Source organism: uncultured Marinococcus sp. (assembly GCF_947493875.1).
Classification (GTDB): domain Bacteria; phylum Bacillota; class Bacilli; order Bacillales; family Marinococcaceae; genus Marinococcus.
In genome coordinates, this window is sequence record NZ_CANLSU010000004.1 from 231,477 (window position 1) to 247,200 (window position 15,724).

The 15,724-nt window shown below is 46.6% G+C and carries 17 protein-coding genes; 4 read left to right on the plus strand and 13 right to left on the minus strand.

The genetic code is table 11. From position 1 onward, the window contains the following. Positions 1 to 80 precede the first annotated feature (80 nt). The 3 genes from Q0757_RS09410 (at position 81) to adhP (ending at position 3,108) form a co-directional block, all read left to right on the plus strand. Positions 81 to 1,379, plus strand: a complete 1,299-nt coding sequence (locus Q0757_RS09410; RefSeq protein WP_298786632.1) for an arsenic transporter — start codon at positions 81 to 83, stop codon at positions 1,377 to 1,379. 217 nt (positions 1,380 to 1,596) lie between these two features. Next, entirely contained in the window at positions 1,597 to 1,878 is a 282-nt protein-coding gene (locus tag Q0757_RS09415) for an iron-sulfur cluster biosynthesis family protein (RefSeq protein WP_298786633.1), read from the plus strand. 213 nt (positions 1,879 to 2,091) lie between these two features. Then, positions 2,092 to 3,108 (plus strand): alcohol dehydrogenase AdhP, encoded by a 1,017-nt coding sequence (gene adhP / locus Q0757_RS09420; protein WP_298786635.1) that lies wholly within the window; start codon positions 2,092 to 2,094, stop codon positions 3,106 to 3,108. Positions 3,109 to 3,198: 90 nt separating this feature from the next. On the opposite strand, the gene Q0757_RS09425 is transcribed toward adhP, so the two are convergent. From Q0757_RS09425 to Q0757_RS09455, 7 genes are all read right to left on the minus strand, one after another. After that, positions 3,199 to 4,578: a sigma-54 dependent transcriptional regulator gene (locus tag Q0757_RS09425; protein ID WP_298786637.1), complete on the minus strand. Its 1,380-nt coding sequence runs from the start codon at positions 4,576 to 4,578 to the stop codon at positions 3,199 to 3,201. Beyond that, on the minus strand, positions 4,559 to 6,238 hold the full coding sequence (locus Q0757_RS09430; RefSeq protein ID WP_298786638.1) for a GAF domain-containing sensor histidine kinase: 1,680 nt from the start codon (positions 6,236 to 6,238) through the stop codon (positions 4,559 to 4,561). The genes Q0757_RS09425 and Q0757_RS09430 overlap by 20 nt, the downstream gene beginning before the upstream one ends. 12 nt (positions 6,239 to 6,250) lie before the next feature. After that, on the minus strand, positions 6,251 to 7,396 hold the full coding sequence (locus Q0757_RS09435) for an iron-containing alcohol dehydrogenase (RefSeq protein ID WP_298786640.1): 1,146 nt from the start codon (positions 7,394 to 7,396) through the stop codon (positions 6,251 to 6,253). 307 nt (positions 7,397 to 7,703) lie between these two features. Continuing rightward, on the minus strand, positions 7,704 to 8,510 hold the full coding sequence (locus Q0757_RS09440) for a ZIP family metal transporter (RefSeq protein WP_298786643.1): 807 nt from the start codon (positions 8,508 to 8,510) through the stop codon (positions 7,704 to 7,706). A 139-nt stretch (positions 8,511 to 8,649) separates the two neighbouring features. Next, complete coding sequence (locus Q0757_RS09445) at positions 8,650 to 8,997, minus strand: general stress protein (protein ID WP_298786645.1); 348 nt, start codon at positions 8,995 to 8,997, stop codon at positions 8,650 to 8,652. Between the two features lie 87 nt (positions 8,998 to 9,084). After that, positions 9,085 to 9,537, minus strand: coding sequence for a hypothetical protein (locus Q0757_RS09450; protein ID WP_298786647.1), 453 nt, complete (start codon positions 9,535 to 9,537; stop codon positions 9,085 to 9,087). Between the two features lie 727 nt (positions 9,538 to 10,264). Beyond that, positions 10,265 to 10,525 carry a metal-sensitive transcriptional regulator gene (locus Q0757_RS09455; RefSeq protein ID WP_298786649.1) on the minus strand — a complete coding sequence of 87 codons (261 nt, stop codon included), beginning with the start codon at positions 10,523 to 10,525 and terminating at the stop codon, positions 10,265 to 10,267. A 250-nt stretch (positions 10,526 to 10,775) separates the two neighbouring features. Here Q0757_RS09455 and Q0757_RS09460 point away from each other — a divergent pair, with 250 nt between their 5' ends. Then, positions 10,776 to 11,372 carry a bifunctional 2-polyprenyl-6-hydroxyphenol methylase/3-demethylubiquinol 3-O-methyltransferase UbiG gene (locus Q0757_RS09460; protein WP_298786651.1) on the plus strand — a complete coding sequence of 199 codons (597 nt, stop codon included), beginning with the start codon at positions 10,776 to 10,778 and terminating at the stop codon, positions 11,370 to 11,372. A 19-nt stretch (positions 11,373 to 11,391) separates the two neighbouring features. Here Q0757_RS09460 and Q0757_RS09465 read toward each other — a convergent pair whose 3' ends face one another. The 6 genes from Q0757_RS09465 to Q0757_RS09490 all read right to left on the minus strand — a co-directional run bounded on the left by Q0757_RS09465 (position 11,392) and on the right by Q0757_RS09490 (position 15,683). Further along, on the minus strand, positions 11,392 to 11,559 hold the full coding sequence (locus Q0757_RS09465; RefSeq protein WP_298786653.1) for a hypothetical protein: 168 nt from the start codon (positions 11,557 to 11,559) through the stop codon (positions 11,392 to 11,394). Positions 11,560 to 11,590: 31 nt separating this feature from the next. Continuing rightward, the gene (locus Q0757_RS09470) at positions 11,591 to 12,139 is read right to left on the minus strand and encodes a DUF2812 domain-containing protein (RefSeq protein WP_298786655.1); all 549 of its coding nucleotides are present in this window, start codon (positions 12,137 to 12,139) and stop codon (positions 11,591 to 11,593) included. A 148-nt stretch (positions 12,140 to 12,287) separates the two neighbouring features. Then, a complete protein-coding gene (locus tag Q0757_RS09475; protein WP_298786657.1) occupies positions 12,288 to 12,722 on the minus strand; it encodes a MarR family winged helix-turn-helix transcriptional regulator in 435 nt (144 codons plus the stop codon). 1 nt (position 12,723) lies between these two features. Further along, positions 12,724 to 13,893, minus strand: coding sequence for an MFS transporter (locus Q0757_RS09480; protein WP_298786659.1), 1,170 nt, complete (start codon positions 13,891 to 13,893; stop codon positions 12,724 to 12,726). 119 nt (positions 13,894 to 14,012) lie between these two features. Continuing rightward, positions 14,013 to 15,011 carry a sodium:calcium antiporter gene (locus tag Q0757_RS09485; protein ID WP_366139532.1) on the minus strand — a complete coding sequence of 333 codons (999 nt, stop codon included), beginning with the start codon at positions 15,009 to 15,011 and terminating at the stop codon, positions 14,013 to 14,015. A gap of 252 nt (positions 15,012 to 15,263) precedes the next feature. Further along, positions 15,264 to 15,683, minus strand: coding sequence for a DUF1992 domain-containing protein (locus Q0757_RS09490; protein ID WP_298786661.1), 420 nt, complete (start codon positions 15,681 to 15,683; stop codon positions 15,264 to 15,266). Between the last annotated feature and the right edge of the window lie 41 nt (positions 15,684 to 15,724).

Sequence of the window (15,724 nt, forward strand, 5' to 3'; positions counted from 1 at the left end):
CATTTATATTAGCATATGATTATATAATAAAATTAGGAAGAACGGATGCCGCATGTTTTCGGCCCGGCCTGGAGGTATGTATGAACACGCTGTCTGCAGTTATTATTTTTCTTATCACGCTCGTACTGGTTATTTGGCAGCCGAAAAATTTAAATATTGGCTGGTCTGCCTGTGGCGGCGCTATTGTCGCTCTTATTGCAGGCGTTGTCAGCTTCGGGGACGTCGAAACGGTTATTGGGATCGTGTGGAATGCCACGCTTGCCTTTGTTGCCATCATTATTATCAGCCTGATTCTCGATAAAATAGGTTTTTTTGAATGGGCGGCCCTGCACATGGCAAAAATTGCCGGAGGCAGCGGGCTCCGGATGTTTATTTACATAATTCTGCTCGGTGCCGTGGTGGCTGCGCTTTTTGCCAATGACGGCGCCGCCCTAATACTGACGCCTATCGTTCTCGCGATGGTAAGAGCACTTGAATTTAAGGAACGGATGATTCTCCCCTTCATTATGGCCAGTGGTTTTATCGCTGACACAGCTTCCCTGCCCCTGATTATCAGTAATCTCGTAAATATTGTGTCTGCCGACTTTTTCGGCATCGGCTTTGTTGAATACGCCACCCGGATGATTGTTCCGAACTTTTTCTCCATAGGGGCGAGCCTTCTTGTTCTCTATCTTTTTTTTCGAAAGGATCTTCCCGGGCGGTATGACGTCACAAAAGTAAAAAATCCGAAGGAAGCGATCCGGGACGTAAAAATGTTCCGGCTTTCCTGGGTCGTGCTCGCGGTTCTGCTCACTGGTTATTTTATCAGCGAATTCGCAGCAGTTCCCGTTTCAGTTATTGCCGGTATTGTAGCCCTGTTCTTCTTATGGATGGCCCGCCGCAGCCCGGCTGTGGAAACGGGCAAAGTATTAAAGGGAGCTCCGTGGGATATCGTTTTCTTTTCGGTGGGAATGTATGTTGTGGTATACGGCCTTCAGAATGCCGGGCTTACCGAGCAGCTGGCCATTGTGATACAGGCTGCTGCTGATGAGGGATTGTTTGTCGGCACCCTTTCCATGGGCTTTATCGCCGCTCTTTTATCTTCTGTCATGAATAATATGCCAACAGTGATGATTGATGCTCTGGCTATTTCAGAAACGGCTGTCTCCGGCACCGTACGAGAAGGCCTTATTTACGCCAATGTGATCGGCAGCGACCTGGGACCGAAAATCACTCCGATCGGCTCTCTGGCTACCCTGCTGTGGCTTCACGTACTGCGGCAGTTCGGCTTTCATATTTCCTGGGCGTATTACTTTAAAGTCGGTATCATCCTGACTATCCCGACGCTGTTTGTTACTCTTACCGGTCTGTATGTATGGCTCTTAATCATTGGCGGCTGACCGGGAGGATATCGGCAGCGGGATTTCCTGTATGAATTAGTTGAATAACAGTCATATTGTTGTTACCCTTGGCAGAGTCGCAAATGATAATTATCCAGCGCCCGGCTCCGGCAGTTTACACTTACGGAGAGCAGGGAATGTATTCAGCAGTTTGCAGAGATAGAAAAAAAGGTATAGATATACTCTATACAGGTTTAAAAATTAAGGAGGCTCACCCTTGGAAATTACAAACGGTGCTAAAGCAGTACTAGAACCGCTGATGGAAGAAAACAACATGGACCACCTTCGCGTGGCAGTTGAAGAAATGGAAGAATCCTCCCAGATCGGTCTTGTTCTTCAGGATCCGCAGGAAGACGATCAGGTGGTAGAAGCAAACGGCATTAAAGTAGCAGTGGACAACCGCGTTACAGATTTAATGCAGGATGTTACGCTCGACACGCAGGAAAACGAAGACGGCGAAACACAGCTCGTCATGGCCGGCCTTCCTGAAACTGAATAAGTCAACATCCCCAAACAGTTCTGCTTAAAAAGCAGGACTGTTTTTTTAATTCAGGAGCAATTTCTTGTCGCGTTGGGCCGAAATTTCGGCTTGCCGTTTTAATTTTTTATAACCTCTCCCTTCTATACCAGCTTTTGGGTGCGCTTACATTTTTGGCACGCTTCTTGCATATACATAGAGTGCAGCCTGCAAAAATACAAGGAGGGTTCACTCATGAAAGCAGCAGTGGTTAATGAATTTCATCAAAAACTGGAGATTAAAGATATCCCGGTACCCGAGCTTGATTATGGAGAAGTGCTTGTCAAAATTCATTCATGCGGAGTCTGCCACACCGATTTGCACGCGGTCCACGGCGACTGGCCGGTTAAACCAAAGCTTCCTCTCGTTCCGGGACACGAGGGCGTAGGTACAGTAGAAAAGGTGGCGGACGGCGTCAAATCCATTAAAGTCGGAGACCGCGTCGGCATTCCGTGGCTCTACTCTGCCTGCGGAGAATGCGAATTCTGCCTCTCTGGAAGAGAAACGCTCTGCCAACAGCAGTTGAATGCCGGCTATTCCGTAGACGGCGCCTATGCGGAATACTGCAAAGCTCCCTCCCACTATGTGACGAAAATTCCGGACAGCCTGGACTTTGACACAGTAGCTCCACTTTTCTGTGCAGGCGTGACAACGTACAAGGCACTCAAAGTATCCGAAGCCAAACCGGGTGACTGGGTCGCAATTTTTGGCATCGGCGGACTCGGACACGTTGCCGTACAGTATGCAAAAGCCATGGCCTTAAACGTGGTGGCTGTCGACATACGGGACGACAAGCTGGAGCTTGCGAAGGAAATGGGAGCAGACATGACGATCAACAGCATGAACGAGGACCCCGGCAAGGTTTTGATGGAAAAATTAAACGGCGTAGAAGCCGCCATCAGCGTGGCCGTTAGTCCGAAAGCGTTTGAACAGGCCTACTCCACTGTTAAACGGGGTGGAAATTTAGTTATTGTGGGGCTTCCTGTCGGTGATCTTCCGATTCCAATCTTTGATACGGTGTTGAACGCGGTAAACGTAAAAGGCTCCATTGTCGGTACACGCAAAGACCTGCAGGAATGTCTCGAGCTCGCGGCTAACGGCAGGATTCGTCCGATTATTGAAATGAAGGAATTGGATGATATTAACGACGTATTTGACTCGATGGAAAAAGGCGATATCAACGGCAGGATTGTACTCAAAATCCAGGATTAGATTCCCGGTAAATTTACGAAACGCTTACACAAAGCAAAACCCGGACGGGCTCCTCTTCCCGCCGGGTTTTGTTGATGATTCTGCCGGAATTTATTCATTCAGCCAGTAGCGCAGCTTTCTCGTATTAACCCCTAGCATTTCTGCTGCCTCCCTGCGATTTCCACGTGTGAGCATTAAGGCGTGGTCGATAATATCCTGAACGCTTTTCTTTTCTTCACTCCGTATAGCTTCAACGGTGCTTTCAAGCGACAAATATTTTGTCTCTTCAAGCTCCTGTTTTTTCTCTATAAGCCAATCCCCGGACACAATTCGATTCCTGGCGGCAGTCTTGCGGCTTGATGGCCTCATGTTTAAATGGCGGCGTTCAATCCTTCCGTCTGATTCCGCGGCTGCCCGGACCAGCACGTTTGTAAGCTCCCGGATATTGCCCGGCCAGTGGTGAGTCTGTAACACATCCAAAGCTTCCGGACTGATCGTTGTGATTTCCGGAGCTTCTTTGCGAAGAATCGACTGGGCCACCGCGGGGATATCTTCCTTTCGTTCCCGCAGGGGCGGAATAGTCAGCCGTACGACCTCAAGCCGGTACAGCAGGTCCTCCCGAAATTCCCCTGCTTCTGCAGCAAGGTGCAGGTCCTGGTTTGTGGCAGCAATGATACGGGCTTTTGTTGTAATCGGACGTTCACTACCCACCCGGTAAAGCTCTCTCGTTTCGAGCACCCGCAGCAGCTTCACCTGGGTTGAAAGTGAAGCTTCTCCAATTTCATCGAGCAAGAGCGTTCCTTCCGAGGCCAGTTCAAAATACCCCCTCCTCGTTTTATGCGCTCCGGTAAACGCCCCTGCTTCATGGCCGAACAACTCACTTTCGAGCATCTGCTCCGGCAGCGCTCCGCAGTTCACACCTAGAAATGAGCGCTCCTCCGGCCCGGCAAGCTCATGAATGAAGCGGGCGGCTACCTCTTTTCCAGTGCCAGTCTCTCCGTCGATTAAAATCGTTAACGGCTTTGGTGCAAAGCGCGCAGCCAGTCGGACGACTTCTTTCATTGCTTCGCTTTCTCCAGTTATCAAGCCGCTTCTTGCAGCTGCCTGTTCAATGTGGTCTAAAGCCTCCCGGCCCAGCCGCGGCTGCTGTATTTTCTCTTCAATAATGCTGATGTCTTCAAAAGGTTTTTCAATATAGTCCTCCGCCCCAAGCTTAACTGCTTCTACAGCTGTATCAATCGTGCTGTATCCTGTCATAATAATACAGCGGCAGGAGGGCTGCGCCTGCTTCAAGTCTGCGAGCAGCTTCAACCCATTCGTGTCAGGAAGCTTTAAGTCGATAAATGCCAGTTCATACAAATGGTTCCGGCTGCGAAGGCGTTCATATTCCTTCCCGTCATGGGCAAGATCAATATGATGGCCCTGTTCTACAAGCAGATAGCGAAAAAATGTGCCAATATCATAGTCATCGTCAATGACCAATATCTTCATACTCGTCCCCTCCTCCATGAACCGGCAGCTTCAATTGAAAGGCACTTCCTTTTCCCTCTTCGCTTGCAAATGTCAGCCGGCCGCCATTTTTCTCTGCAATATCTTTACTTACCGACAGACCCAGCCCGGTCCCATTCTGTTTTCTTTTTGTAGTGAAAAAAGGTTCAAACACTGACGGCTTCTGACTCTGGGCAATACCGCACCCGTTGTCTTCGACCTCAAGCACAACGTTTGAATGAACAATATTGGTTTTAATTTGAATCTTTTTATCTGTCTCTCCGCTGTCCTTTAACGCATCTTTTGCATTCAGGAGCAGGTTGATAATCACCTGACCGACCTGATGCGGTCCTGCTTTGACGAGCGGCAGACCGAATGTGTAATGCTTTTCAATCAGAATATTCTCTTTTTCGATTTGAAAACCAACCAGGCTCAGCACATCTTCGACTGCTTCATTAACGTTACATTCCGTGCTCTCTTCTTTTTCGGGACGGGAGAAAGAAAGCAGGTTTTGCACTATCGTCCGGCAGCGGCGGCCCCCTCTTTCAATCGCCGCCGCAAGCTCCCTTGGAGGCCCCTCCTCTGTCAGACTCCGCTGTAGTATCTGGGTGTTACCGATCACCGCGGTCAGCGGACTATTTAATTCATGCGCCACTCCGGCCGCCATTTCCCCTATCGCCGCGAGCTTTCCGGAATGCTGAAGCTGGGCTTCAGTTTTGATCCGCGCCGTTACATCCTTAATATAAATAAGCAGTCCTTTCATCTCTCCATCACCGTCCCGGACTGGGTACGTCTGAATATCGCACACACGGCCGTTTTTTAACGTCATTTGGTAGTTTTTCATCGTCTCACCGTGATAGCTTTCTTCAATTGGACAGAATGCCTCCGTATCGTGAAACAACAGATCATGACAACGCCGGCCGGCCACCGCCTCCGGAGGTTCGTTAAAAAAGCTGTAGGAGGCCTGGTTGCAGCGAACGATCCGGTGATCGTTATCGGTTAATATCAGGAGGTCCGCTACGGCCTGAAAGGTTTCCTCCCATTCCTTTTTGCCCTGGTATACCTCCTGGTACAGCCTCGCGTTCTCCATCATGAGGGCAATATGGTCTGAAAGCTGCCGGAAGAAGCTGATATCAGACTGGTCACACTCGATCCGTTCAGTTGCGGCAAAGGTGAGAACACCGATGGTCGACGCTTTTATCCGAAGCGGTATGACACACACATAGTGAAAATTCAAAGCCGAAAGCGTCTGCTCCTCCACAAACTCATACGTGTCAGCAGGTTCCCACTCATGAAGAACAATCATGTTCTGTTCGATTGCTTTCCAGTACAACGACTCTTTTTTCGGGAGATGCATACCGACTGCGGAATCCTCTGCGTAGAGAGGATAGACACTGTTTAATGACATTGCTCCCTGCTCGATTAACGATAAGCTTACCCGGTCGATCGGATAAAGTTCATAAATAGTTTCAAGAATATGCTGCAGCGACGTTTCCATCGTTCCTGTAACCTGAAACCCCTTTGCCACTTCGCTTAAAATTTCAAGCTTCCGGTTCTTTTTTTCAAGCTCCGCAATTGTTGCTTTCAAGTCTGTATAATAGCTTTTTTTCGAGGCACGGACCCCGGTTAATTTTTCAATCACCATTTCCTTTTCTGTAAACATACAGACGCTCCTTTATTCGTAAGCCTTTTTGAACAGCATTTCGATATCCTTCAGAGCTACATCCCGGGGGTTGGTGATCATACATGCATCTTCAAGGGCAATGCGGGCCATGTTTTCAAAATCAGGATCTCTCAGTCCGACAGAGCGCAGCGTCTTTGAGGCACCAATATCATCTGCAAGAGCCCGGACGGCCTGAATACCGTGTCTGGCACGAACCATTTCCTCCCCGTCCGCAGAAGCGCCGAAAATATCGCCGATAGCCGCAAAGCGGGGAGGGGAAGCAATTAGATTAAATTCCATGACATGCGGAAGCAAAATGCTGTTAATTTCTCCGTGCGCAAGAGCATAGCGTCCGCCGATCGCGTGAGACATCGCGTGTACCGCTCCTAAAATGGCATTGGAAAACGCAAGTCCCGCCTGCATGCTTGCCATCGCCATCGCACGCTTGGCTTCCACATTTGTGTGCGATGCCACCGACGGCCGCAGAAATTCAGCCGCCAGCTTCATCGCATTAACCGCATGCACATCCGTCAGCGGCGTCGCTGCTGCACTTACATACGCTTCTATGCCATGTGTAATCGCATCAAGTCCGGTAGCTGCTGTAAGCAAATGGTCTTTGGTCATTAATACGAACGGGTCGACAATCGCAATATCCGGCACGAGCGATTTAGAAACGATCGTCATCTTCTTTTTCCGTTCCGGATCCACAATAATGGAAAATTGTGAGACTTCAGACCCCGATCCCGCCGTTGTCGGTACCATAATGACCGGGGGAAGTGGACTGTGGATATGGTCTACTCCTTCGTAATCTTCGATTCTTCCGCCGTTACTCACAATCACAGCCACCGCTTTCGCCACATCCAGCGCACTTCCTCCTCCAATACCTAGCACAGCGTCACACCGGGCTTTATGATAAGCCTCTACCCCTTCTACTACCTGGGCTGTGTCAGGGTTTGTACTGATATTTGAGAAGAGGTGATAATCAAGGCCGGAAGCTTGTATGCTTTCTACAGCCTGGATGGTCCAGCCGGCTTCTTTAACGCCCGGATCACTTACTACCAGTACACGCTGTGCTCCCAGTCGTAAAAAGCTCTCGCCCGTCTGCTGAATCGAATGATCCCCGAAAATGATTTCGGGAGCCATAAATTTTGAAATCATATCCTCACCACCGTCGTATTTAATTGGAAGCTTTTTATGCGATTGAAAACGTTTACTTTACATGTAATTATTATCTCTCACCCTCGTTTAATGTGCAAAGACTTCCTGTTCCTGTTTTAGCGCAAAAAATCTGCGAACCCCTAAGTCCGCAGATCAAAAAATAAATAATAGCTCCTGTCCAGGAATTGACCGCCAAAAGCACCAACAGTGAAACGATATGCACTCTAAATGTCATTAATGCATTAAAAACAGTCTGTCAGATAGAAAAACTGAAGCAGAAAAAACCTCTCTGCTTCAGCCGCACTGTTTACCCTAAAGCTACATCCAATATCATCATGACACTAAAGCCGATCATCAGGCTGAAGGTAGCGAGCCGTATATTGCCCTTTTCCTGCGAGCCTGGGATGACTTCCTTGGCAACAACAAATATCATCGCTCCTGCTGCAAAACTGAGAGCAAACGGAAGCAGCGGCTCAATAATGATAACCGCGGCAGCCCCAATCACCGCAGCCACCGGTTCGACAAAGCCGGACAGCTGACCGTAAAAGAAGCTTTTCTTTTTCGATAGTCCGTCCCGCCGAAGCGGCATCGATACTGCTGTGCCCTCCGGAAAATTTTGAATACCGATACCAAGCGCAAGTGCTACTGCCCCTGCGAGCGTGGAGCTGGTGAATTCCGAAGCCAGTGCCCCGAATGCTACACCTACAGCGAGTCCTTCCGGAATATTGTGCAGGGTAATCGAAAACACAAGCATTGTGGTCCGGTGCTTGGCATACTTGTCTTTTATTTCCGTAAAGTACGTATCTTCATTCATCATGGGAATGATCCTGTCGAGCAGCAACAGAAAAACACCCCCAAGTAAAAAACCAATAACAGCTGGAATATAAGGTATCTGTCCCTGCTCCTCTGCCATATCAATGCCTGGTGAAAGCAACGACCAGAAGCTCGCAGCAATCATAACCCCGCCGGCAAATGCAAGCATACTATCCATCAGCTTCTGGTTGTTTCTATTCGTGAAAAACACAACCGCAGCACCTGCTGCAGTCATGCCCCAGGTAAACAAAGAGCCGATCAGCGCCTGCAGCGTGGGAGGGAGCTCCGCAAACCACTCCATATTATAATCTCCTTTTTACTCTATTAAAAAAAGTTTCCCTAAGGAAAATCTAACGCTATTTTATTCCTTCCTGTAAAAGCTTGTCAATTGATAAACTTAGAGCCGCCTCCTTCTGGAGTGCGGCTCTACTCTTTTATTGTTAAATAATCGTATTGACATCTTCAGTATCTGTCACAATGAGAAGGATTTTTCCTTCATCGAGTTCATCCTCATACTCATGGGCTTCTTCCTGGGATAAGCCAATTTCCTGCAGTTTGTTCCGGAGCTCATCGCCCTTTTTGCTGAACATATTTCCTACCGCATTTTTTAACCCTTCTTCTTTCATCCCGACAGTGTTGGCATTCGCATTTTCCGCGATACGGCCGGTGCGGTCGTTATCGTGGGTCATAACGTACACGTTTTTTTTATCAATACCCTTTTCAGCCAGACGCTGAACATCCAGCTGCAGTGCTTCATCATCAGTGTATTCTCTAACGAACGGTTTCATAAAAACCTCCCTTTATTTTTTGTTATCATCCTGATAGTCCATTCTGTCTTTATTTAAACCGTTCTTCGGCAAAGCACCTCGTTTCGCCTAGAGAGCATGGGGCTCCATATAATCCAGAAACTTCGTTTCAAATAAATGCACATTGTAGTTCACCAGGCCTACGACTGTTTTTGTAATAAAAGAATCTTCGTTTGTTTCTCCCGGCTCGTACCTGGATTTAATAATTCCGTATTCTTTGAATGTATCATTGTGAATGGTTTTTAAATCCTCTCTCGCCTTTTCCAGATCTTTTACGGTGTAAGTAACCTGTGACCCGGCCTCGCAGCAGTCCGGAAACCTTCCGCGGAGTAATTCTGCCGAGCGTTCCATAATGTTTAAGATAATCGCTGATTTATGCTTTTGAGATTCCATCGTTTCAGGCTGAAGCTTTTCAACATCCTTCATATGGTATTTCTCCTGAATGATAATATCATCTAAAAAAAGAATAATCGCATGGATCTTGTCTGAGATAAATACTACTTCACGGTCCTGTTCCTGCATTGTGAAGCCACCTTTATTAATTTTTATTTTAACCTTATGCCAATTGCCCTAAAATCTATACCCTTTTTATCCGGGGGTCATACCGTAAATTCGGAAAACGGAACATTTCCTTTACATTTTTGTTGGCATATTTACTTCTTATTACGCGTACTGAAAAATATCATACGTGCATAAATACATGCGACTGGTTTGTCTGGCGCTAGTGTATTCGGTCATGCGGCCCGGATCTACTGCTTAAAGAAGTGTCCGCCTGTATTAACAGCCCTATTCAAAAAACATCTATTAGCTTGAGTGTTTTCTGCACCTGTTATTTATCACCTGGATATATAAAGGATTTCCCTCTCGATACGCTCAAAATTGATAAAATATTTTTTTAAGGACATGAACGGAGTTTCACGTGAAACATCTATTGTAGTAAGTATCCTACATCTGTCGGCACAGTTGGATTTTTACGTTATCGCGGGAGGAATTGAAGCCCCCTCAGCAATTAAATTTTTTGTGGCAGAAAAAATGTCATGAATATCAGGGATTTTTATACAGCCCGCCTGTTATCAAAAATGAATTATTTAAAATGTATAAGAAAAACGACAATATTTTATATTAAAAAATCCACGCTCTTCATGGAAGAACGCGGATTTTAGTCATTAATTGATTTGATCTATTCTCTTTGTCAGTATACGCCCAATAGCTTCTTTTGTTTCTTTCAAAATTTCAATAACACTGTTCATTATCTGCTTTTAACCAGCAGATTAACAGCTTCCTGGATCAGTTCTTCGCTGTCTTCCCCTTTTTCTATCTGCTCACGCACGCATTCCTCGAGATTCGTACTTACTACCAGACCGATCGCACGATCAAGCGCTGTACGTGCAGCGTTCATCTGGGAAACAAGCTCTTTGCAGTCCTTTTCTTCTTCCATCATCCGAAGAACGCCACGAACCTGCCCCTCTACCCGTTTTACCCGGTTTTTCATTTGATCATTATATTCCATGAAAGGCTCCTCCTTTCAATTAGAGTATTTATTTGTCTTCCCTTTATTTCCCCATTTACCCTCATGGGTATATGAAAAATATAAACGATGCTTTCCTATTTGTCAAATGGACCTCAGATACTTCGTCCTGTGAAATCCTTCCGCCTTGCAATCCCCCTCCTTCTTTTTATATGATGAGAGGATCAAACTATACAGACAGCGGTGACTATACGTGTTAAAAGACACAGGAGAACGAATCATCCCTTCAGAAATGAAACCAACCAACGGTATGCTGCTTGAGCATCTGGCCCGCTATTATTTCGCTATGCCTTACGCCAGGGGGCGCGTGCTTGATATTGCCTGCGGGGTCGGCTACGGGGCTCAGATGACAGCTAAAGGGAAAAAACGGGAGGTAGACCATGTGATCGGTGTCGACATTGACGCTGAAGCGATCGCCTTTGCCCAAAAGCACTATTATCATCCCCAGCTTTCCTTCCAGACAGGAGATGCTCTTGATGAGAAACTGTCCATGCAGATAGGCACATTCGATACGGTTGTCTCCTTTGAAACCATCGAACACGTACCCGATGACCTTATCTTTATGAAACGCATGTACGCCCTGCTCCGCCCTGGCGGTACGCTCATCGTTTCTACGCCCTTCGGCCAGGGAAGAGACAAGCCCAGCAGCTCCCCTTTCCATTACCACCAGTTAACGCCAGAGGAATGGGAAGAGCTCTTATCAAGCGAAGAATGGCCGTGGGAAAAGCTGCAGCTGTACTATCAGCAGGGAGTAGCCTTCGAACGTCCCGCCCGTACGGGGGTTCACTACCCTCTCGGCATTGCTGTATGTATCAAACCAAAAGCGTGAATACAACAAGATCCCGTGCCTATTTTGGCCGGGATCTTTTTCTGAGTTCATTTCTTTCACGCAGTATTGCCAACTCTGTCACAAGCTTTTTCTGATCTTCATATGAGATGTTTCCTTCAAGCATTGATTGAATTTCCTTAAATCGTTCTTGATCCTCTTCATTCAAATAACGAAGCTCTTCTTCCATGAAGGCCGTCCTTTCATGTACAGGATAAATATCATTCTGTGCCGGTACTGACAATCTGCTTTGCCTGGGTAATGACAGCAAGCGTCCGGATCCACCGGATCAAGGTAAAGGCTACAATTCCTGTGAACAATGAAAGCATAAAAAATGCGAAATTCACCGCTACACCCGGCAGGTTCAAATCAGTTATCACTAAAAGCAGAAATACTATAAACAAAAGAGCGCTTACTGCAGCTGTAATCCCCCATCTCCTGCACTTTTTCCGGTACTCCTCCAAAAAATAAAGCGTCCAGTGGTCCTGAAAGGACGAAGCATCTTTATCCCCCTCAAATATGTGGAGTACCGGGGAGGAACACAGAAGTATCCATTCCTCTTCAGAAATTTTCCGCAGCCCCTGATAATCTTTCGACATGATAAACTGATATTCCTTTTCTTCCTCCCTTACTTCCGATAAAGAATAGCCGAGCAGAGAACAGTCCTGAACCTGCCATCCTTTTTGGCGCTGCTCCTTCAAACGATTTTTCTCTTTATCGTAGGTGGTGAAAGGCATAAAAGAAAATAAAAATTTGGTTTCTCTTCGCAAGTAACTATACACCTCCTATATATGGAATACACATGGCTGAAAATTGGCAGGAGTAGATGATGAAGGGCAGTGAATGCCGGGGGAATAATAGAATTATACAAAGTAGATATCATTATGCTACCATGAGCGGCCTGCTGTCACAAACCCTCTACCTGGGTTCGACTTCGGCCCTCGCCCCATCTGCCGCTTTTTCCATAAGCCTGAGCAGCGTTTGCTTTTCTTCCGCTGTAAACTCTTTTGTCATAATATCTGTCCATTCCCGCATCGCTTCTGAAATCTCCTCTTCTATTTTCCAGGCCGCTTCAGTAAGAAAAACAATCTTTTCCCTCCGGTCCAGTACACTCTCTTTTCGGTAAAGGTACCCTTTTTCTTCGAGGCGTTTTATAGCGCGCGTAATTGTAGCTTTATCCATCACTATCTGCCTCGTGATGTACTCCTGAGGTACATTTTCCTGGTCATATAACGTTAAAAGTACAAGCACTTCTGTATTCCCCAAACCAAAATGATTGAATCGTTTATCAATATACTGGTGAGTGTAACGCTGAATGATAGCCGCCCATTTACCAACGGAATAAATATTCATATTATTGCTCCTCCTCCGAAGCTTTACGTTTCCCGAAAGCTTTAAACAGAAAAACCAGAGCTGCCACGACAAGTGCCGTGATGCCGGAGAAAGCGTATATGAATTGATTGGTTCCGATCGAGCCACCTGCCAGACGGCCGACAAAATCCAGTACGAGCGGCGACATAAACTGTCCGAAATACATGAAGCTCTGCACCACCGCCATTGCCAAAGACATCTGGACAGCGCTTGAGACCTTCGTCACACGGTCAAAAATCAGCGGAATAACAGTGCCAAGTCCAATACCTATCAAAATGATGCCTAGCGTAATTAATACAGCCTGACCGCCAAAAGCGATGAGAACAAAACCGATGCCGGTTACAGCCAGCTGCAGAGGCACTGTCCATCTTCCCAGCCGGCTGGTGATGCTGCCAAGCATGGAGCCTGCTGCAAACCCTCCTGCGTTTAACGAAGCGATCATTACACCAGCAAGGGAAGCAGAGGCAATATTGTTTTCCTGCAGAAAGATTGCCATATTCGTCGGAACGGAATAAAAGAATAAGAACACAATAAACATACCACCGGCAAGAGCAAATATAGGCTTTTCCACTCCCCGCGACGAGCTGCCATCTGACGCTGATACTGCTTCGGGCTTCTGTTTCGGAAGAAAAAGAAGCACAAGCACGAGCACCAGCAGAGCCAGGCCGTAAACAGCAAATGTCAGCCTCCATAAAATACCCGCCAGTATGCCTGCAAGTACGATAGAGATAATACCGCCCAGCTGATTGGAGGCGCTCACTCTTCCCATCATCACTGTTTTTTCTTTACCTTCATAAAAATCCGGGATCAGGCTCGTCGATATCGGCATGATCAACCCGACGGCAATACCGAGCACCGCTCTTGAAACGAGCAGCAGCCAAAGCGTTGGAGCAAAAGCTCCGCCCAAGCCTCCAATGACATACAGGATGAGCCCGGCAGCTAGAACAGATTTTTTGGACACTCGTTTCGTGAGCCGGCTTGAGATAAAAGTAAATGGAATGATAAATAATGCGTGCAGGGTATTAATTAATTTGATTGAGGTTTCGTTGGCCTCCGGAAAAGCTTCAGAAATAGAACCGAGCGCCGGGGATATAGTAGCTCCCGCCATAACGGTGATCAATGAAATAGATAGAATAGCCAACTTTTGAGACACTTTGATTACTCCTTTTTGTATATTTTACTCTATCCACCATATAAATAATTAGTTGCTCTTGCAACTAATAGACCTCACATATTTTCCTGCCACCAAAAAAAGCAGGCGGCTGCCTGCTTTTACGTGCTTCCGTTATAAAATAAAATGGAAGCAATCATAACCATGTAGCCGATCACTACTACAAGCGAGGGCATCATGTAGGTGAACGCATTTTTAGTCCTGTCTCTTTTTACAATGATCATCACCAGTCCGGTGAGCACAAACCCTGCAATGGCAATAATTGTGATCTGGTCGCTCGTATCCATCCAAATACTGCCGCCTCGGTAGAATACGTCCCCGATTGCTGTCACAAGCACGTTGAAGATGTTACTTCCAAGTATTGTACCGATCGCCATATTCACATTGGCCAGCCGAAGCGCTACAAACACGCTGACAGCGTCCGGCAGTGAGGTGGCGGTCGCGACCAGAATGCTGCCGACTGCCGTAGCGCTGATTCCTGTTGTGCTCGACATGACGTCTCCAGATATAGACAAAGCGCTTCCGGATACAAAGATAATCGCAGCAAATGTAATAAATTTCATCACGGTACGCCGGATATTCACATTTTCATCCGGCGAAGCTTTTTTTTCCTCACCAGCGCTATTGTTCTGCTTTTTGGATATATAAAACATGCCGCCGATATAAATAGCAACAACCAGCATGCTGATAACACTTATGCCAAAAAAGGAAAGCGGGTAATGAAGCATTAGTCCGCCAGCAGTTACCACACAAAGCAATAGCGCGATAACAGCCGTATAGAGATGATCGTCTGACACTTTAAGAAACAGCCGTTTGTTTCGAAAGTAAATATCCAATAAAAACAAAAAGAAAATATTGAAAATAATACTCCCGAGTCCATTGCCTACCGCAATATCAGCATTGCCAATCACACTGGCCGAAATAGTTGCGGTCAATTCAGGCAGAGAGGTAGCAACGGCAAGCAGAATAGTGCCCGCGAGCAGCCCGCCAATCTTCGTATTTCTGCTGATGATATCTGCATAGCCCGACAATTTCACAGCTGAGAACACTGAAACTGCGGCAGAGAGTATAAATGCAACAATTGATAGAGTAGCGGTAATAAAGCATTGACTCCTTCCCTCTGTTCACGACCCATAGCATGGAATCTTAAAAATTTTATAATCCATTCCCGTTTACCCTCTTGAGTATAACAATAATCTTCTTTTCAATTAGTGAGCCTTCAAGTCTCTAAGCATTTTAAGCTTTAAAACAATTAAAAAATCCCCGCCAGAAGACGGGGGTTAAAAGAACAGAATACTATGAGTTCAATTGACGTTTCACGTGGAACTGCCGCACGTTTTTTCCGTTAACGTTTAACGCCAGCGTTCGTACTGCCTGTGAAGACTTTCTTTCTCTATTAAACATTTTTGCAGACTTGGCGCTGGGCACAACTGATTGTAGCGGCGGACTTTTTTATTGATTTTACTGATTTCTTTTTTTATACGGCGGTCAGGGATTGCTTCCTCCGTCTGCTGTTTCAGCACCTGCCCGAGGTCCTCCCGGATTTCCCGCTGCAGCCGGACCCATGAAGGCACAAATCCGTTTCGCTTTAAAAGAGTGTCAAAGGTATCGCTTTGCAGATAATCCTTTGGCAGTGGCTTGCCACGACCCGGCAGATTGTCAAACCCACCCTTCTTTTCGTGCTCCCGAATCAATTCACCAACAGGGTCGCGATACGTTAGTCCTTCTTTTTCACCGGCGAGCCTCTCGTTGTAATCCTTCGATAACGCCATTCATTCTGCTCCTTTGCTTTTTTTGATATTTTTATTTTAAC